Source organism: Streptococcus constellatus subsp. constellatus (genome assembly GCF_023167545.1).
Lineage (GTDB): Bacteria > Bacillota > Bacilli > Lactobacillales > Streptococcaceae > Streptococcus > Streptococcus constellatus.
The window spans coordinates 35,920-51,105 of sequence record NZ_AP014647.1; the positions used below are offsets into that span (position 1 = coordinate 35,920).

Sequence of the window (15,186 nt, forward strand, 5' to 3'; positions counted from 1 at the left end):
TTAAGTACAAAAGGTATATAAAATGACATACGAAGTAAAATCTCTCAACGAAGAATGTGGGGTCTTCGGTATCTGGGGACATCCTCAAGCAGCTCAAGTCACTTATTTTGGACTGCATAGTCTGCAACACCGTGGTCAAGAAGGTGCTGGCATTCTGACAAATGATGCTGGCAAATTGATACGACATCGTGATACAGGATTAATTTCAGAAGTTTTCAAAAATCCAGCTAATTTGGAAAAATTAACAGGTCAGGCTGCTATTGGGCATGTCCGTTATGCAACGGCTGGAGAAGCCTCTATTGATAATATCCAGCCTTTCCATTTTAAGTTTTACGATATGGAATTTGGTCTGGCACATAACGGTAATCTGACCAATACGAAAACCCTGAAGAAAGAATTAGAACATAACGGCGCTATTTTCTCTTCTTCATCTGATACGGAAATTCTGGCTCATCTTATTCGCTGCAGCCATAATCCAAGCTTTATGGGCAAGGTTAAGGAAGCGCTCAATACGGTCAAAGGTGGTTTTGCCTATCTTCTGATGATGGAAGATAAGCTGATTGCAGCTCTTGATCCAAACGGTTTTCGTCCGCTTTCTATTGGTAAAATGGCAAATGGTGCCATCGTTGTTTCCAGCGAAACCTGTGCCTTTGAAGTGGTGGGTGCCGAGTGGATTCGTGATGTCAATCCGGGTGAAGTGGTTATCATTGATAACAGTGGTATCCAGTACGACACTTACACGACAGATACGCAGCTGGCTATTTGTTCAATGGAATACATCTACTTTGCCCGTCCTGACTCAAATATTTACGGAGTCAATGTCCACACTGCTCGTAAACGTATGGGAGCACAGCTGGCGCGTGAGTTCAAACATGAGGCAGACATCGTGGTCGGCGTACCCAATTCCTCACTCAGCGCTGCTATGGGCTTCGCCGAAGAATCAGGATTGCCAAATGAAATGGGTCTCATCAAAAATCAATACACTCAGCGAACCTTTATCCAGCCAACGCAAGAACTGCGTGAGCAAGGGGTTCGCATGAAGCTTTCTGCCGTATCTGGAGTGGTTAAGGGCAAACGTGTCGTCATGATTGATGACTCCATCGTGCGTGGGACAACTTCACGTCGTATCGTTCAGCTCTTGAAAGAAGCTGGAGCTACAGAAGTTCACGTGGCAATTGCTAGCCCACCTCTAAAATATCCATGTTTCTATGGAATTGATATTCAAACACGGCGTGAATTGATTGCGGCTAATCATTCTGTTGAAGAAACACGCCAGATTATCGGTGCAGATAGCCTAACTTACTTGTCTATTGACGGCTTGATTGACTCTATCGGACTTGAAACAAATGCCCCAAACGGCGGTCTCTGTGTTGCTTACTTTGATGGAGAGTACCCAACACCGATTTACGATTACGAGAAAGATTATCGTAGAAGCTTGGATGAGAAGGTTAGTTTTTATTGATAGACCGAACTCAATAGCAGCTCTGCTATTTCCGAAGAAAAAAGAAGGAAAAATATTATGACAGAAAAAAATGCTTACGCTTCACGTCTTACCACTGACTAAAGGCTAAAGCATTTGTCAGTGGACGCTTTGTCCTATAGGGCCAAAGCTAAAGACCTGACTAGTTTTTTCAGTCAAAATTATGGTTTGACTGAAAAAACGTCGCAATCTTCAATATGGTTTTTTGACAAAAAAGAGAAGGAAAATTATTATGACAAAAAATGCTTACGCTCAATCTGGTGTTGATGTTGAAGCGGGTTATGAAGTTGTTGCACGGATCAAAAAACACGTTGCGCGCACCGAACGTCTTGGCGTCATGGGCGCTCTTGGCGGTTTTGGTGGGATGTTTGACTTGTCTCAGCTGGACGTGAAAGAACCTGTTTTGATTTCAGGAACTGATGGTGTGGGAACAAAACTCATGCTTGCCATCAAATATGATAAACACGATACAATCGGTCAAGACTGTGTTGCCATGTGTGTCAATGACATCATTGCAGCTGGGGCAGAGCCGCTTTACTTCCTAGATTACATTGCTACGGGTAAAAATGAACCTGCAAAACTTGAACAAGTCGTTGCAGGTGTTGCGGAAGGTTGCGTTCAATCCAGCGCAGCCCTTATCGGTGGTGAAACTGCTGAAATGCCTGGTATGTATGGTGAAGATGATTATGATTTGGCTGGTTTTGCAGTAGGTGTTGCTGAAAAATCACAAATCATTGACGGTTCAAAAGTTTCTGATGGTGATGTTCTTCTTGGACTTGCTTCAAGCGGTATTCACTCAAACGGTTATTCGCTTGTCCGTCGTGTCTTTGCTGATTACACAGGTGAAGAAGTGCTTCCAGAACTTGAAGGCAAAAAATTAAAAGAAATTCTTCTTGAACCAACACGTATCTACGTTAAAGCGATGCTTCCACTTATCAAAGAAGAATTGGTTAACGGTATTGCTCACATCACTGGTGGTGGTTTCATTGAAAATGTCCCACGTATGTTTGCGGATGATTTAGCTGCTGAAATCGAAGAGGATAAAGTTCCGGTTCTTCCAATTTTCAAAGCTCTTGAAAAATATGGCAGCATCAAACACGAAGAAATGTTTGAAATCTTCAACATGGGTATTGGTTTGATGTTGGCAGTTAGCCCTGATAAGGTTGAGCGCGTGAAAGAATTGCTTGACGAACCAGTTTACGAACTTGGTCGTATTGTTAAAAAAACTGATGCAAGTGTGGTGATTAAATAATGAAAAAAATCGCAGTTTTTGCGAGTGGTAATGGGTCAAATTTTCAAGTCATTGCGGAGCAATTTTCAGTTGAATTTGTCTTTTCAGACCACCGAGATGCATATGTCTTAGAACGTGCAGGAAAACTCGGTGTGACAGCTCATGCTTTTGAGCTCAAAGAATTTGACAATAAAGTAGCTTACGAAGAGGCTATTGTTACTTTGCTTGAAAAATATGATATTGATTTGATTTGCCTAGCTGGTTATATGAAGATTGTTGGTCCGACTTTGCTAGCAGCTTACGAAGGTCGTATCATTAATATTCACCCAGCTTATCTGCCAGAATTTCCAGGTGCTCATGGTATTGATGATGCTTGGAATGCCGGTGTCACTGAGAGCGGAGTGACCATTCACTGGGTGGACTCAGGTGTGGATACTGGCAAGGTCATTAAACAAGTCCGTATCCCACGGCTAGTTCATGATACGATTGAAAGTTTTGAAGAACGCATCCATGCTGCTGAGTATCAGCTCTATCCTCAAGTGCTGGAGAGTTTAGGGGCCGAGAGAAGATAAGAAGGTAGTGAGAGATGATTTTATGGTAAAGGTAAGGACCTGTTCATAAACTATCTCTATCAGGGTTGGTAAATCATGAGTAGGGGCGTTAGCTAAGGAGAATTTTATGGGTCTATTTGATTTTTTTAAGAAGAAATTTTCCAGTGAAGAGATACCAATTGAAGATGGAGATAAGACTGTTGTTAAATCTGAAGATACAGATGATAGCGCTCCAGGATGGGAAGCGATTGATGCAGAATTTGATCGTTTATATCCTGATCAGCCCAATCCTCTTCATTATGGGACGGTTGTCAAGTATATGTTTGGGGGTCCAGATCCACTTGACGGTATAAGTGTCTACGATGCGGGAGATTTTTGGCATTTTGTCAGCTATGGCTTGTCGGAGTTATATACAAAAGAAAGCACCGACTCAGAATACAGTGGTTATGGGATTGAATTGACTTTTAAGTTAAAGAAATCTACTAATGACGAAGAAGAAATCAAAAATGGCTGTGGTTTATTGCAGTATGTTGCAAGATATATTTTTAAAACAGGTAAAGTAGTTTTACCAGAAGAATATATTTATATGAAGCAAACGGTAGGAATCGATATCCAGCAGAAATCTAAACTGACAGGTTTTCTGACCGCTAGTGACAATCTAGCTAAGCCTCTAGATACTCCTCATGGAAAAGTAGAATTTGTCACTCTGATTGGTGCGACAGATGCAGAACTGCGAAGTGTTTATGAAAGTGAAACAAGTAAGCTTGAGGTAAGGAAATTGTTGCAAGAGCTTGGAAATCAGATTACAGACTATAATCGCCAGTCTTTAGTTTAGACAATTTGAAGGAATCTATTGATAAAATGAAAGGAAAAAACATGACTAAACGCGCACTTATCAGCGTCTCAGACAAAGCGGGCATTGTTGAATTTGCCCGAGAATTAACAAAACTCGGTTGGGAAATCGTCTCAACCGGCGGAACTAAGGTTGCCCTTGACAAGGCAGGGATTGACACCATCGCTATTGACGATGTGACTGGCTTTCCTGAAATGATGGATGGTCGTGTCAAGACTCTTCACCCAAACATTCATGGCGGTCTCTTAGCGCGTCGCGACCTTGATAGTCATGTTAATGCTATGAAAGAACATGGCATCACACCGATTGATTTGGTCGTTGTCAACCTTTACCCATTCAAGGAGACTATTCTTAAACCAGATGCAACCTATGCGGATGCGGTTGAAAATATTGATATCGGTGGACCATCTATGCTGCGCTCAGCAGCTAAAAATCATGCCAGTGTGACGGTTGTGGTTGACCCTGCTGACTACGCTGAGGTTCTTGACGAATTGTCAGCGAACGGCGAAACAACTTATGAAACTCGTAAGCGTCTGGCAGCTAAAGTTTTCCGTCACACAGCAGCTTACGATGCCCTCATCGCTGAATATTTCACTGCTCAAGTGGGTGAAGAAAAACCTGAAAAACTGACGCTGACTTATGACCTCAAGCAGCCAATGCGCTATGGTGAAAATCCACAGCAGGATGCGGATTTCTACCAAAAAGCCTTGCCAACTGCTTATTCTATTGCCTCTGCTAAGCAGCTCAACGGTAAGGAATTATCCTTCAACAATATTCGCGATGCTGATGCGGCTATCCGTGTCATTCGTGACTTTAAAGACCGTCCAACCGTTGTGGCGCTCAAGCACATGAATCCATGTGGTATCGGTCAGGCTGATGACATTGAAACAGCTTGGGATTACGCTTATGAGGCTGATTCAGTTTCGATCTTCGGCGGCATTGTTGTCCTAAACCGTGAGGTTGATGCAGCGACAGCTGAGAAGATGCACGCTATCTTCCTAGAAATCATCATTGCCCCATCTTATACAGACGAAGCGCTAGCTATTCTCACAACCAAAAAGAAAAATCTGCGTATTCTGCAACTTCCCTTTGACGCTCAAGAAGCTAGCGAGGCTGAAAAAGAGTATACTGGCGTGGTTGGTGGCCTCCTTGTGCAAAATCAAGACGTGGTCAAGGAAAGTCCAGCCGATTGGCAGGTCGTTACCAAGCGCCAGCCAACTAAAACGGAAGAAACTGCTCTTGAATTTGCTTGGAAAGCTATCAAGTATGTCAAGTCTAATGGCATTATCGTGACCAATGACCACATGACACTTGGTGTCGGTCCGGGTCAGACCAATCGTGTCGCTTCTGTTCGCATCGCCATTGACCAAGCTAAAGATCGCCTTGACGGGGCTGTTCTTGCTTCTGACGCTTTCTTCCCGTTTGCTGATAACGTTGAAGAAATTGCAGCTGCTGGTATCAAAGCTATCATCCAACCCGGCGGTTCCGTCCGTGACCAAGAGTCTATCGACATGGCTGATAAATACGGCATTGCTATGGTCTTTACGGGTGTAAGACATTTTAGACATTGAGAACAGAAAAAACCTTGGATTGATTTCCAAGGTTTTAAAGTTTTATAGAGAGTTATTTTGGATAAATGTAACTGACTACTCCTTGCCCAGCTGCATGGGGATTAAACCAGCCACGAAAGTTGCCAATGTACTGTTTCCCAGCGTAGTTTGCCTCTTGAATCTGAATACGGGTGTTTGAGGCCACGTGAGTGACGACTCCAACGTGCCCGTAACTACCATCTGTCCAACAAATAATGGCTCCGACTTGTGGAGTTGTTCCTGTTTTAAAACCAGCACGTCTGGCACTAGTAGCCCAATCGCCACCATTTCCCCAATAATTTCCAGCCCAAGGTGCTAGAGCTTTAGCACCCCAAGTGCATTGACCTTTTGGATAAGTAGTTGCAGCAGCATAATTGGGTTGAAAGGATATAACAGGTTTCTCTACTTGATAGCTCGTACCTGTTAGTCCAATCATTTTACCGTTGAGATTGCGGTAGACATGTGTGTGGAAAAGCCCGCTACCAGTGTGTTTTTGTGTATCAATAGTGAACTTGTAGATACCATTTCCAGTTTTAGTAGCTGTGTACCACTGGATATCATCTTGCCCGTTGACTTCAGACCAGGTAGGCAGGATGATATTTCCATCTCCATAAGCATCTGTCACTGTTACTTCATAATTGTAGATCGAGCGTTTCGTGACAGCTACTTTCGTTTTTATCTGTTCTGCGAACATGCTAACCGAATCTGTTGCATAACTATGCTCACTACCGTCTTTATATTTTACATAAATATGATTGATATAGGTTCCAGACAAAGCCTGATGATTGCGGATATTAAAGGTTGTTGAAAAAGTTCCGTCTCCATTGTCAGTGGCTGTGTACCATTTGATATTACTCTGATTTGTAGTACTCCAAATAGGAACGCGAACGGATTGAATGGATTTGGATTTTGAAGTTTCCTTAGTTTTGACCGTATATGTTCCTTGTTCTTGATTGATATTTTCAACAGAGAATAATGGCTTTTGCTCTTCTTCCGAAGGTAATTGATCGGAACGAACTTGTACCGTAGTTCCAGCTAAGCCAGTAAACTCTGGTTTGACATAGCTTTCTCCGTAAAGATGAATGTGATAAGTTCCTGTGTCATAGTTGTGTTTTTTTAGCTCAACTCTAACATTGTAGCTTCCATCAGGATTTTTAGTAGCTGCATACCATTGAAGATCATCCTGTCCGTTTTTATCAGACCAAGTTGGAACAGTTAGTTTATAGATTGTTTCAGGGACATTTTTGATCTGAATATCCATAATACCAGGTTCTGGAAAACTAGTTTGGATAGTAGGATTTGGTTTTTCAAGGTTAAAAGTGGTACCTGACTGGTAAATCATTTTACCATTTTTATTTTCATAAGTATCTACAAAATATCTCCCATAACCCTTGTGTTTGGAAAAGTCAAATTTAGTTATTTCCTGTTCAGCATCGTACCAGTTGAGATCATCACTACCATTTTCTTCAGACCAAATGGCATGAACAATTTTAGAATTTTTTTGATCTTTATTGCGTGTAAAATGAATTTGCCCAATCTGTCCAGCTGTCGTAATTTTTGTTTGACTAGTAGGTTTATTCAGAGTGAAAGTCGTTCCATTTAAACCGACCATTTTTCCATTGATGTTGATATATGTATGGACATGGAAAGTACCGTACCCAGAATGTTGGCTCAAATCAACAGTTGTTGATGTTTGAGATGCGGAATACCATTTAAGGTCATCTTGCCCATTTTCATCAGACCAAACAGCATGGGAAATGGTGTAGGGGTTTTGGGCTTGTGAACGTATGTAGTTGATAGAAACGCTATTGCCAGAAACATTGACAGTAACATCGCTAGCAAGGGTTGTTGGATTTGAGCTTTTTGAAGCATTATTTGCTTCCGAGGCTTGAACTGTTAGTTGAGCTGAAAAAACACTCAAAAGGGCGCTGGATAGTAAAAACAATTGACTATATTTTTTCATAAATCTCCTTTGAATAAATAATTTGGATAGTTCCATTTAGATTATTCGGGAAAAAATGAAAAAAAGCGAAAATTGAATTAAAAAATTAGAAATGACAATAAGATTTTATTATTATCAAAATATTTCACGATAAATAAAGGTATAAACGAACATTTGTGGTATAATTGATATAAATAATTCGCAAAGAGGGCAATTATGAAACTTTTGGTTGTTGGTTCTGGTGGTCGTGAGCATGCGATTGCCAAGAAGTTGTTGGCGTCTCGGGATGTTGAGCAGGTCTTTGTTGCTCCCGGCAATGATGGCATGACTCTGGATGGTTTGGATTTGGTGAATATCGGAATTTCCGAACATTCCAAGTTGATTGACTTTGCCAAAGCAAATGCTATTGCTTGGACCTTTATTGGTCCTGATGATGCACTAGCGGCTGGTATCGTTGATGATTTTAACCAAGCTGGGCTTGAGGCTTTTGGCCCAACTAAGTTAGCAGCAGAGCTGGAGTGGTCTAAGGATTTTGCTAAGGAAATCATGGTCAAATACGGCGTTCCGACAGCAGCCTATGGCACATTTTCCGACTTCGAGAAAGCTAAAGCCTACATCGAAAAGCAGGGCGCTCCAATCGTGGTCAAGGCGGATGGCTTGGCATTGGGTAAGGGAGTGGTCGTGGCTGAAACCGTGGAGCAGGCGGTCGAGGCGGCGCATGAAATGCTGCTGGACAATAAGTTCGGCGACTCGGGTGCGCGCGTGGTTATTGAGGAGTTTTTGGACGGCGAGGAATTCTCGCTCTTTGCCTTTGTCAATGGGGACAAGTTTTACATTATGCCTGCAGCGCAGGATCACAAGCGTGCCTATGATGGTGACAAGGGACCAAACACAGGCGGTATGGGGGCCTATGCTCCTGTTCCTCACCTGCCGCAAAGCGTGATTGACCAGTCGGTTGATACCATTGTCAAGCCAGTGCTTGAGGGTATGATTGCTGAGGGCCGCCCTTATCTTGGCGTGCTCTACGCGGGGCTTATCTTGACTAAGGACGGTCCTAAGGTTATTGAGTTCAACTCTCGCTTTGGCGATCCCGAGACCCAAGTTATCTTGCCGCGTCTGACTTCTGACTTTGCACAGAATGTCACGGACATTTTGGCTGGCAGGAACCCTGACATCACTTGGCTGGATTCGGGCGTGACCCTAGGCGTGGTGGTTGCTTCAAATGGCTATCCGCTCGCCTACGAAAAAGGGGTGCTTCTGCCAGAAAAGACCGATGGCGACATAATCACCTATTATGCAGGGGCTAAGTTTGATGGCAATAGCCAGCTGCTCTTGTCAAACGGCGGCCGCGTCTACATGCTGGTTACTACAGCCGACAGCGTCAAGGCTGCGCAGGACAAAATCTACACCCAACTGAATAAACAAAACACAACAGGCCTCTTTTATCGGCAAGATATCGGGAGTAAATCTATTAAAGATTAAATCTACTCGTTTAAAAATTAGTGTTTTCTAAAGCAACCGAAGGTTGCTAGAATCCGACAGTTTCTTCCGTAGTGAAAAGATGATTAACCACGGTTAATCGTCTAGGGAAATTTCGAGACCCTGGGCTCGAATTTAAGCAATGGAACGCCATAGGCGGTCGCTTACGTCCCCACTACTTAAGGAAACTGTCAAAAAAGGAAGAATGTTATGAAAAAACCACTTATTTCTATTATTATGGGTTCCAAATCCGACTGGAGCACTATGCAAAAAACCGCTCAAGTTTTGGATAACTTCGGCGTGGCTTATGAAAAGAAAGTCGTCTCTGCCCACCGCACACCGAACCTCATGTTCAAACATGCAGAAGAAGCTCGCAGCCGCGGCATCAAGGTCATCATTGCAGGTGCAGGCGGTGCCGCGCATTTGCCGGGTATGGTGGCAGCTAAAACAACACTGCCTGTCATCGGTGTACCTGTCAAATCACGCGCGCTCAGCGGTCTGGACTCTCTTTATTCGATTGTGCAGATGCCAGGTGGTGTGCCTGTGGCAACTATGGCCATTGGGGAAGCGGGAGCGACCAACGCTGCCCTAACTGCCCTTCGGATCTTGGCGATTGAAGATCAAGACCTAGCAGCAGCGCTAGCGGATTTTGCTGAAGAACAAGGAAAAATCGCAGAGGAGTCTAGTAATGAGCTCATCTAAAACAATCGGGATCATCGGCGGCGGTCAGCTGGGTCAGATGATGGCTATCGCGGCGGTTTACATGGGGCACAAGGTGGTGACGCTGGATCCAACGGCGGACTGTCCTGCCTCGCGCGTGTCTGAGATGATTGTGGCGCCTTACGATGATGTGGATGCTTTGCGTCAATTGGCGGAGCGTTGCGACGTACTGACCTATGAGTTTGAAAATGTCGACGCTGACGGTCTTGATGCAGTCGTAGGAGGCGGTCAGCTGCCGCAGGGTACTGATCTACTACGCATTTCGCAAAACCGTATTTTTGAAAAGAACTTCCTCGCCAACAAGGCTGGCGTGACGATCACTCCATATAAGGTAGTGACCTCTAGTTTGGACTTGGAGGATTTGGATTTGGGCAAGACTTACGTCTTGAAAACGGCCACAGGCGGTTATGATGGACACGGTCAAGTCGTCATTAAATCACCCGACGATTTAGCTGCCGCGAATCAATTAGCAAACTCTGCCGAGTGCGTCTTGGAAGAATTTGTGGACTTTGACCTTGAAATCTCAGTTATTGTCTCAGGAAATGGCAAGGACGTGACGGTCTTCCCCGTTCAGGAAAACATCCATCGCAACAATATCCTGTCTAAGACTATTGTCCCAGCTCGTATTTCTGATAGTCTAACTGAGAAAGCTAAAACCATGGCGGTGCGAATCGCAGAACAGCTTAATCTGTCTGGAACTCTTTGCGTGGAGATGTTTGCGACAGCTGATGATATCATCGTCAATGAGATCGCTCCACGGCCACACAACTCTGGACACTACTCGATCGAAGCCTGCGACTTCTCACAATTTGATACCCATATCCTAGGCGTCCTCGGGCAACCTCTCCCAGCCATCAAACTCCACGCTCCAGCCGTCATGCTCAACGTCCTCGGCCAGCATGTCGAGGCCGCTGAAAAATATGTCACAGAAAATCCAAGCGCCCATCTCCACATGTATGGTAAAATAGAAGCGAAGAACAACCGCAAAATGGGACATGTGACCCTGTTTAGTGATAAGCCTGATGAAGTGAGGGAGTTTGGGGAAGGGATTGATTTTTAGGTGAATTCTATGATTCAAATAATCGTTAATGCATTTATTGAAAAGGATAAGACTGGAGCAGTTGTCGAAGTCTTGTTTGCTAGTGCTGACCAAGATAAGATACAAGCTAAATATGAAGAACTAGCTGCACAATATCCTGAAAACTATTTAGCGATTTATGATTTACCACTTGATACAGATTTGAATAAACTAGATCATTATCCATCTGTGTTTATTGGGAAAGAGGAGTTTGAGTAATCTTTACCGATTATATAGTGGGTGAGATAGTATAAATGATAGAGAAATTATTGTAGTAGATAGAAAATAGAGAGTTTTAAATAATGGAAGTTTTTGTTGCAAAGTTAAATGTTGAACCTACAGTGCTAGATTTGTATGAAGAAACAAATTTATTAGAGACTGTTATTCCAACTTCTTTAAACATGATTTTTGATAGGTTAGATGAAGACAAAGGTATCATAGGTTACAGAATAACTAATGATATTGAATCAATAAAGAAATCTAAATTGTATCAAGAAATATTGCAATATAGAGAAAATTTGATTTCTGAATATTACAAGGTTGTGGCTATTTTTGAAGATAGTGGTGAGATTGTCTATAGTAAAGCCTATATGTCTTTAAGATCAATGCTTAAAGCGAAAATAGATGAACTATTTGTAACTTTTCCATTTGATAAATTGTAAAATATAGTTCAACCAAAAAACTCATAGCGTTTCATTGGTGTAAACTGTAAGTAACCACACAAACAGAACCCGAGGAAAAACTATGAGCTACTCCCATCTTACCATAACCGACCGAATAAAGATAGAAACCTACTTGGAATTAGGTTTAAAACCTTGCCAAATTGCAAGTAAACTTGGCGTCCATAAGTCTACCATTTCAAGAGAGTTAAGACGATGTCAAAATGGTTATTCCGCAGTCTTAGCACAGGAACAGTACGACCACAGGGCTAAGCAAAAAGGTCGGAAGTCTTGTTTAACACCAAAGTTGAAAAAGGAAATTGAGAACGGTTTAAAATCCTCCTGGTCGCCTGAACAGATTTGTGGGCGCTATCAGCTTGAACAAAAGCCAATGGTAGCTTTTAAAACCATCTATAACTGGCTCTATGCTGGTTTGATTGATCTGGATTTAAGCGTCCTCCGTCGTAAAGGAAGAACTCGACAACCCAAAGAAACACGTGGGACATTTAGGATTGGCACGCCGATTGCCAAACGTCCTAAAGAGGTTCGGAATCGTGAAACTTTTGGCCACTGGGAGCTTGATACTGTAGTGTCTTCCAGAGGCAAAAGCAAGGGGTGTTTAGCGACTTTTCTAGAGCGAAAAACTCGTTTTTACTTAGCTTTCAAGATACCAGATAGAACAGCCAAAGCCATGTTTTCAGCCATCGAACAACTTTGTAGGCTATTTCCAAAAGAGACTCTTAAAACCTTCACTTCAGACAGGGGAAAAGAGTTCGCCTGCTATCCTCTAGTAGAGAATTTAGGAATTTCCTTTTTCTTTGCGGACGCCTATTCATCTTGGCAGAGAGGAAGTAATGAAAACGCAAATGGCTTACTAAGAGAATATTTCCCAAAGAAAACAGATTTAGCTGCTATCTCTGATGAGGCTTTGAACAAGGCCTTATATGATATCAATCACCGACCACGAAAATGTTTAGCTTACAGAACGGCTTATGAAGCTCTAGTGGATGAGTTAGAGTAAATGTTGCACTTATTCTTGCAATTTATCATTTTTAAAAAATTCAGAAGAAATCAAAGTATCATCATTTTCTAAGGGTAAAATTTCGGAAATACAAATGGGAATAACTTATATTGATAGAGTTAATAGGATTGAAAAATTTTTATTTTATAATTCTAAAGATATAAGGGTGATTAATTTTTACTATGATACTTCATGTGAATGGATTTATATTCCTGTATCGATGCTAATTACTGATGATATTGTAAATGAACTAAATTCTATTGTTAGTGAAATTGAAGATAAAATTAATAATTTTAAAAATATAACAGATATTGGTAATGTTTCTGTAAATCTAGTTTATGACGATTTCAAAATTAAACCAGGAAAGTATAAAGAAATTATAGTTACGAAAGTGTACCCTAATGGACATCCTGCACTGGATAGAGGAAAAGCCTTAAGAGCTGCTAGAATTGAGACAAAATATAAAGCGGCTCAAGGAGAAACATTTAACGAATTAGAAATTGAGGATAAGACAAAAATAGATGCAGAAAAAGGCTATTTATCTTCTATTTTTGCTAGAGGTAAAAATCTTATTGAAAATACAATTTTAAGAAGAAATATTAGGGAGGATTAATATGTCTGAACTAGAAAAATTTAATAAAGTAGAGATAAATAAATTTAAAATTGTGTCTCGTGTTTGGAAAAAACAAATTTTTCCAAAGTGGTTAATTTATAGCTGGGTATTAATTTCTATATCGATATTTATTCTTAGATTATTGTCTCAGATTTTTAGTTGTATTCAAATTCAATGGATAAGTTTTTCTAGTTTTATATTTCCGGGAGTGACAGGACTTTCTTTTGCAGTAACTATGCTTAATGCCACAAGAAATCTTTTTAGCACAGAAGATTTAGTTGCAATGTTTAATTATTGTGATTCAAAAGATAAGGACACACTACAAAAGGGGGATTTATTTTATAGAACAATTACTCCATATATAACAGCCTCATTTCTTTGGTTAGTTATATCAATTATCGCTTTGATAAGTAGTTTAATTGATATAACTTTCCCTTTTATAGTTAAAGAAATACTAAATTTAATTTTTTATAGCTTAGTTATTGCAGGTCTATTAAATTTATGGTTTTTGGTAACTGTACATTTGGATGATATTTCAATAAAAGTTAATGATGAGCTAGATAAACTTGAAGAATGAAAACATTACTAAAGAAGTAAGGTAATCTATACTAGATTTTCAAGAAAATAGAAAAAGGAGGATAAAACAACATGATCAACCGTTACTCTCGCCCCGAAATGGCGAACATTTGGACTGAGGAAAATAAGTACAAGGCTTGGCTGGAGGTAGAGATTCTGGCTGATGAGGCTTGGGCTGAGCTGGGTGAGATTCCCAAGGAAGATGTGGCCTTGATTCGCGAGAAGGCGGATTTTGATATTGAGCGCATTTTGGAGATTGAGCAGCAAACACGTCACGATGTGGTGGCCTTTACCCGTGCGGTGTCTGAGACGCTGGGTGATGAGCGCAAGTGGGTGCACTTTGGCCTGACCTCGACAGACGTGGTGGACACGGCCTACGGCTACCTATACAAGCAGGCTAACGCCATCATTCGTAAGGACTTGGATAATTTCCTTACTATCATCGCTGATAAGGCTAAGGAGCACAAGTTTACCATCATGATGGGGCGTACGCACGGTGTCCATGCGGAGCCAACGACTTTTGGTCTCAAGCTTGCGACTTGGTACAGCGAAATGAAGCGTAATATTGAGCGTTTTGAACATGCTGCCGCTGGTGTAGAAGCTGGGAAAATCTCTGGTGCTGTTGGGAACTTTGCCAACATTCCGCCATTTGTGGAAAAATATGTTTGTGACAAATTAGGCATTCGTGCTCAGGAAATTTCGACTCAAGTCTTACCGCGTGACCTGCACGCCGAGTATTTTGCAGTGCTTGCCAGCATTGCCACATCAATCGAGCGTATGGCAACAGAAATCCGCGGTCTGCAAAAATCCGAGCAGCGTGAAGTAGAAGAGTTCTTTGCCAAGGGGCAAAAGGGCAGCTCTGCCATGCCCCACAAACGCAATCCTATTGGATCTGAAAACATGACAGGGCTTGCGCGTGTGATCCGTGGTCACATGATTACAGCCTTTGAGAATGTCTCTCTCTGGCACGAACGCGATATTTCCCACTCATCAGCTGAGCGCATTATCGCGCCTGATACGACCATTCTGATTGACTACATGCTCAATCGCTTTGGCAATATCGTGAAAAACTTGACTGTCTTCCCAGAAAATATGAAGCGCAACATGGGCTCTACCTTTGGTCTCATTTTCAGCCAGCGGGCTATGCTGACCTTGATTGAAAAAGGCATGACGCGTGAACAAGCCTATGACTTAGTCCAACCAAAAACAGCTCAGTCTTGGGATAATCAAGTAGACTTCAAACCATTGCTGGAAGCAGATCCAGAGATCACGTCTCGCTTGAGTCAAGAAGAAATTGACGAAATCTTTGATCCGACTTACTATACTAAACGCGTAGATGAAATTTTTAAACGCGTGGGATTGGATTAACATAAAATTAAAAATCCAGAGAGTGG

At 41.9% G+C, this 15,186-nt stretch carries 15 protein-coding genes; 14 read left to right on the forward strand and 1 reads right to left on the reverse strand.

Features of this window, described 5'->3' with window-relative positions; translation table 11 throughout:
• Positions 1-22: 22 nt before the first annotated feature.
• The 5 genes from purF to purH all read left to right on the forward strand — a co-directional run bounded on the left by purF (position 23) and on the right by purH (position 5,686).
• A complete protein-coding gene (gene purF / locus SCSC_RS00245) occupies positions 23-1,462 on the forward strand; it encodes an amidophosphoribosyltransferase (protein ID WP_006270091.1) in 1,440 nt (479 codons plus the stop codon).
• 250 nt (positions 1,463-1,712) lie between these two features.
• On the forward strand, positions 1,713-2,732 hold the full coding sequence (purM, locus tag SCSC_RS00250) for a phosphoribosylformylglycinamidine cyclo-ligase (RefSeq protein ID WP_006270098.1): 1,020 nt from the start codon (positions 1,713-1,715) through the stop codon (positions 2,730-2,732).
• On the forward strand, positions 2,729-3,283 hold the full coding sequence (purN, locus tag SCSC_RS00255; protein ID WP_037565897.1) for a phosphoribosylglycinamide formyltransferase: 555 nt from the start codon (positions 2,729-2,731) through the stop codon (positions 3,281-3,283). The genes purM and purN overlap by 4 nt, the downstream gene beginning before the upstream one ends.
• Before the next feature lie 106 nt (positions 3,284-3,389).
• Entirely contained in the window at positions 3,390-4,097 is a 708-nt protein-coding gene (locus SCSC_RS00260) for a suppressor of fused domain protein (RefSeq protein WP_006270100.1), read from the forward strand.
• A gap of 41 nt (positions 4,098-4,138) precedes the next feature.
• Positions 4,139-5,686 carry a bifunctional phosphoribosylaminoimidazolecarboxamide formyltransferase/IMP cyclohydrolase gene (purH, locus tag SCSC_RS00265; protein ID WP_037565900.1) on the forward strand — a complete coding sequence of 516 codons (1,548 nt, stop codon included), beginning with the start codon at positions 4,139-4,141 and terminating at the stop codon, positions 5,684-5,686.
• A gap of 52 nt (positions 5,687-5,738) precedes the next feature.
• Here the strand turns inward: purH and SCSC_RS00270 are convergent, their stop codons facing one another.
• Entirely contained in the window at positions 5,739-7,667 is a 1,929-nt protein-coding gene (locus SCSC_RS00270) for a GBS Bsp-like repeat-containing protein (protein ID WP_006270085.1), read from the reverse strand.
• Positions 7,668-7,862: 195 nt separating this feature from the next.
• Here SCSC_RS00270 and purD point away from each other — a divergent pair, with 195 nt between their 5' ends.
• From purD to purB, 9 genes are all read left to right on the forward strand, one after another.
• The gene (gene purD, locus SCSC_RS00275; protein ID WP_006270102.1) at positions 7,863-9,128 is read left to right on the forward strand and encodes a phosphoribosylamine--glycine ligase; all 1,266 of its coding nucleotides are present in this window, start codon (positions 7,863-7,865) and stop codon (positions 9,126-9,128) included.
• Between the two features lie 207 nt (positions 9,129-9,335).
• Positions 9,336-9,827, forward strand: a complete 492-nt coding sequence (gene purE / locus SCSC_RS00280) for a 5-(carboxyamino)imidazole ribonucleotide mutase (RefSeq protein WP_006270093.1) — start codon at positions 9,336-9,338, stop codon at positions 9,825-9,827.
• Complete coding sequence (gene purK, locus SCSC_RS00285) at positions 9,814-10,905, forward strand: 5-(carboxyamino)imidazole ribonucleotide synthase (RefSeq protein WP_006270092.1); 1,092 nt, start codon at positions 9,814-9,816, stop codon at positions 10,903-10,905. Before purE ends, purK begins: the two co-directional genes overlap by 14 nt.
• A gap of 9 nt (positions 10,906-10,914) precedes the next feature.
• A complete protein-coding gene (locus SCSC_RS00290) occupies positions 10,915-11,142 on the forward strand; it encodes a hypothetical protein (RefSeq protein ID WP_006270103.1) in 228 nt (75 codons plus the stop codon).
• Between the two features lie 83 nt (positions 11,143-11,225).
• Positions 11,226-11,585 carry a hypothetical protein gene (locus tag SCSC_RS00295; RefSeq protein WP_174842345.1) on the forward strand — a complete coding sequence of 120 codons (360 nt, stop codon included), beginning with the start codon at positions 11,226-11,228 and terminating at the stop codon, positions 11,583-11,585.
• Positions 11,586-11,667: 82 nt separating this feature from the next.
• A complete protein-coding gene (locus tag SCSC_RS00300) occupies positions 11,668-12,603 on the forward strand; it encodes an IS30 family transposase (RefSeq protein ID WP_006269888.1) in 936 nt (311 codons plus the stop codon).
• Positions 12,604-12,697: 94 nt separating this feature from the next.
• On the forward strand, positions 12,698-13,216 hold the full coding sequence (locus SCSC_RS00305; protein WP_006270391.1) for a hypothetical protein: 519 nt from the start codon (positions 12,698-12,700) through the stop codon (positions 13,214-13,216).
• Position 13,217: 1 nt separating this feature from the next.
• On the forward strand, positions 13,218-13,793 hold the full coding sequence (locus SCSC_RS00310) for a hypothetical protein (protein ID WP_006270407.1): 576 nt from the start codon (positions 13,218-13,220) through the stop codon (positions 13,791-13,793).
• Between the two features lie 71 nt (positions 13,794-13,864).
• Complete coding sequence (gene purB, locus SCSC_RS00315; RefSeq protein ID WP_006270369.1) at positions 13,865-15,160, forward strand: adenylosuccinate lyase; 1,296 nt, start codon at positions 13,865-13,867, stop codon at positions 15,158-15,160.
• Positions 15,161-15,186: the final 26 nt, after the last annotated feature.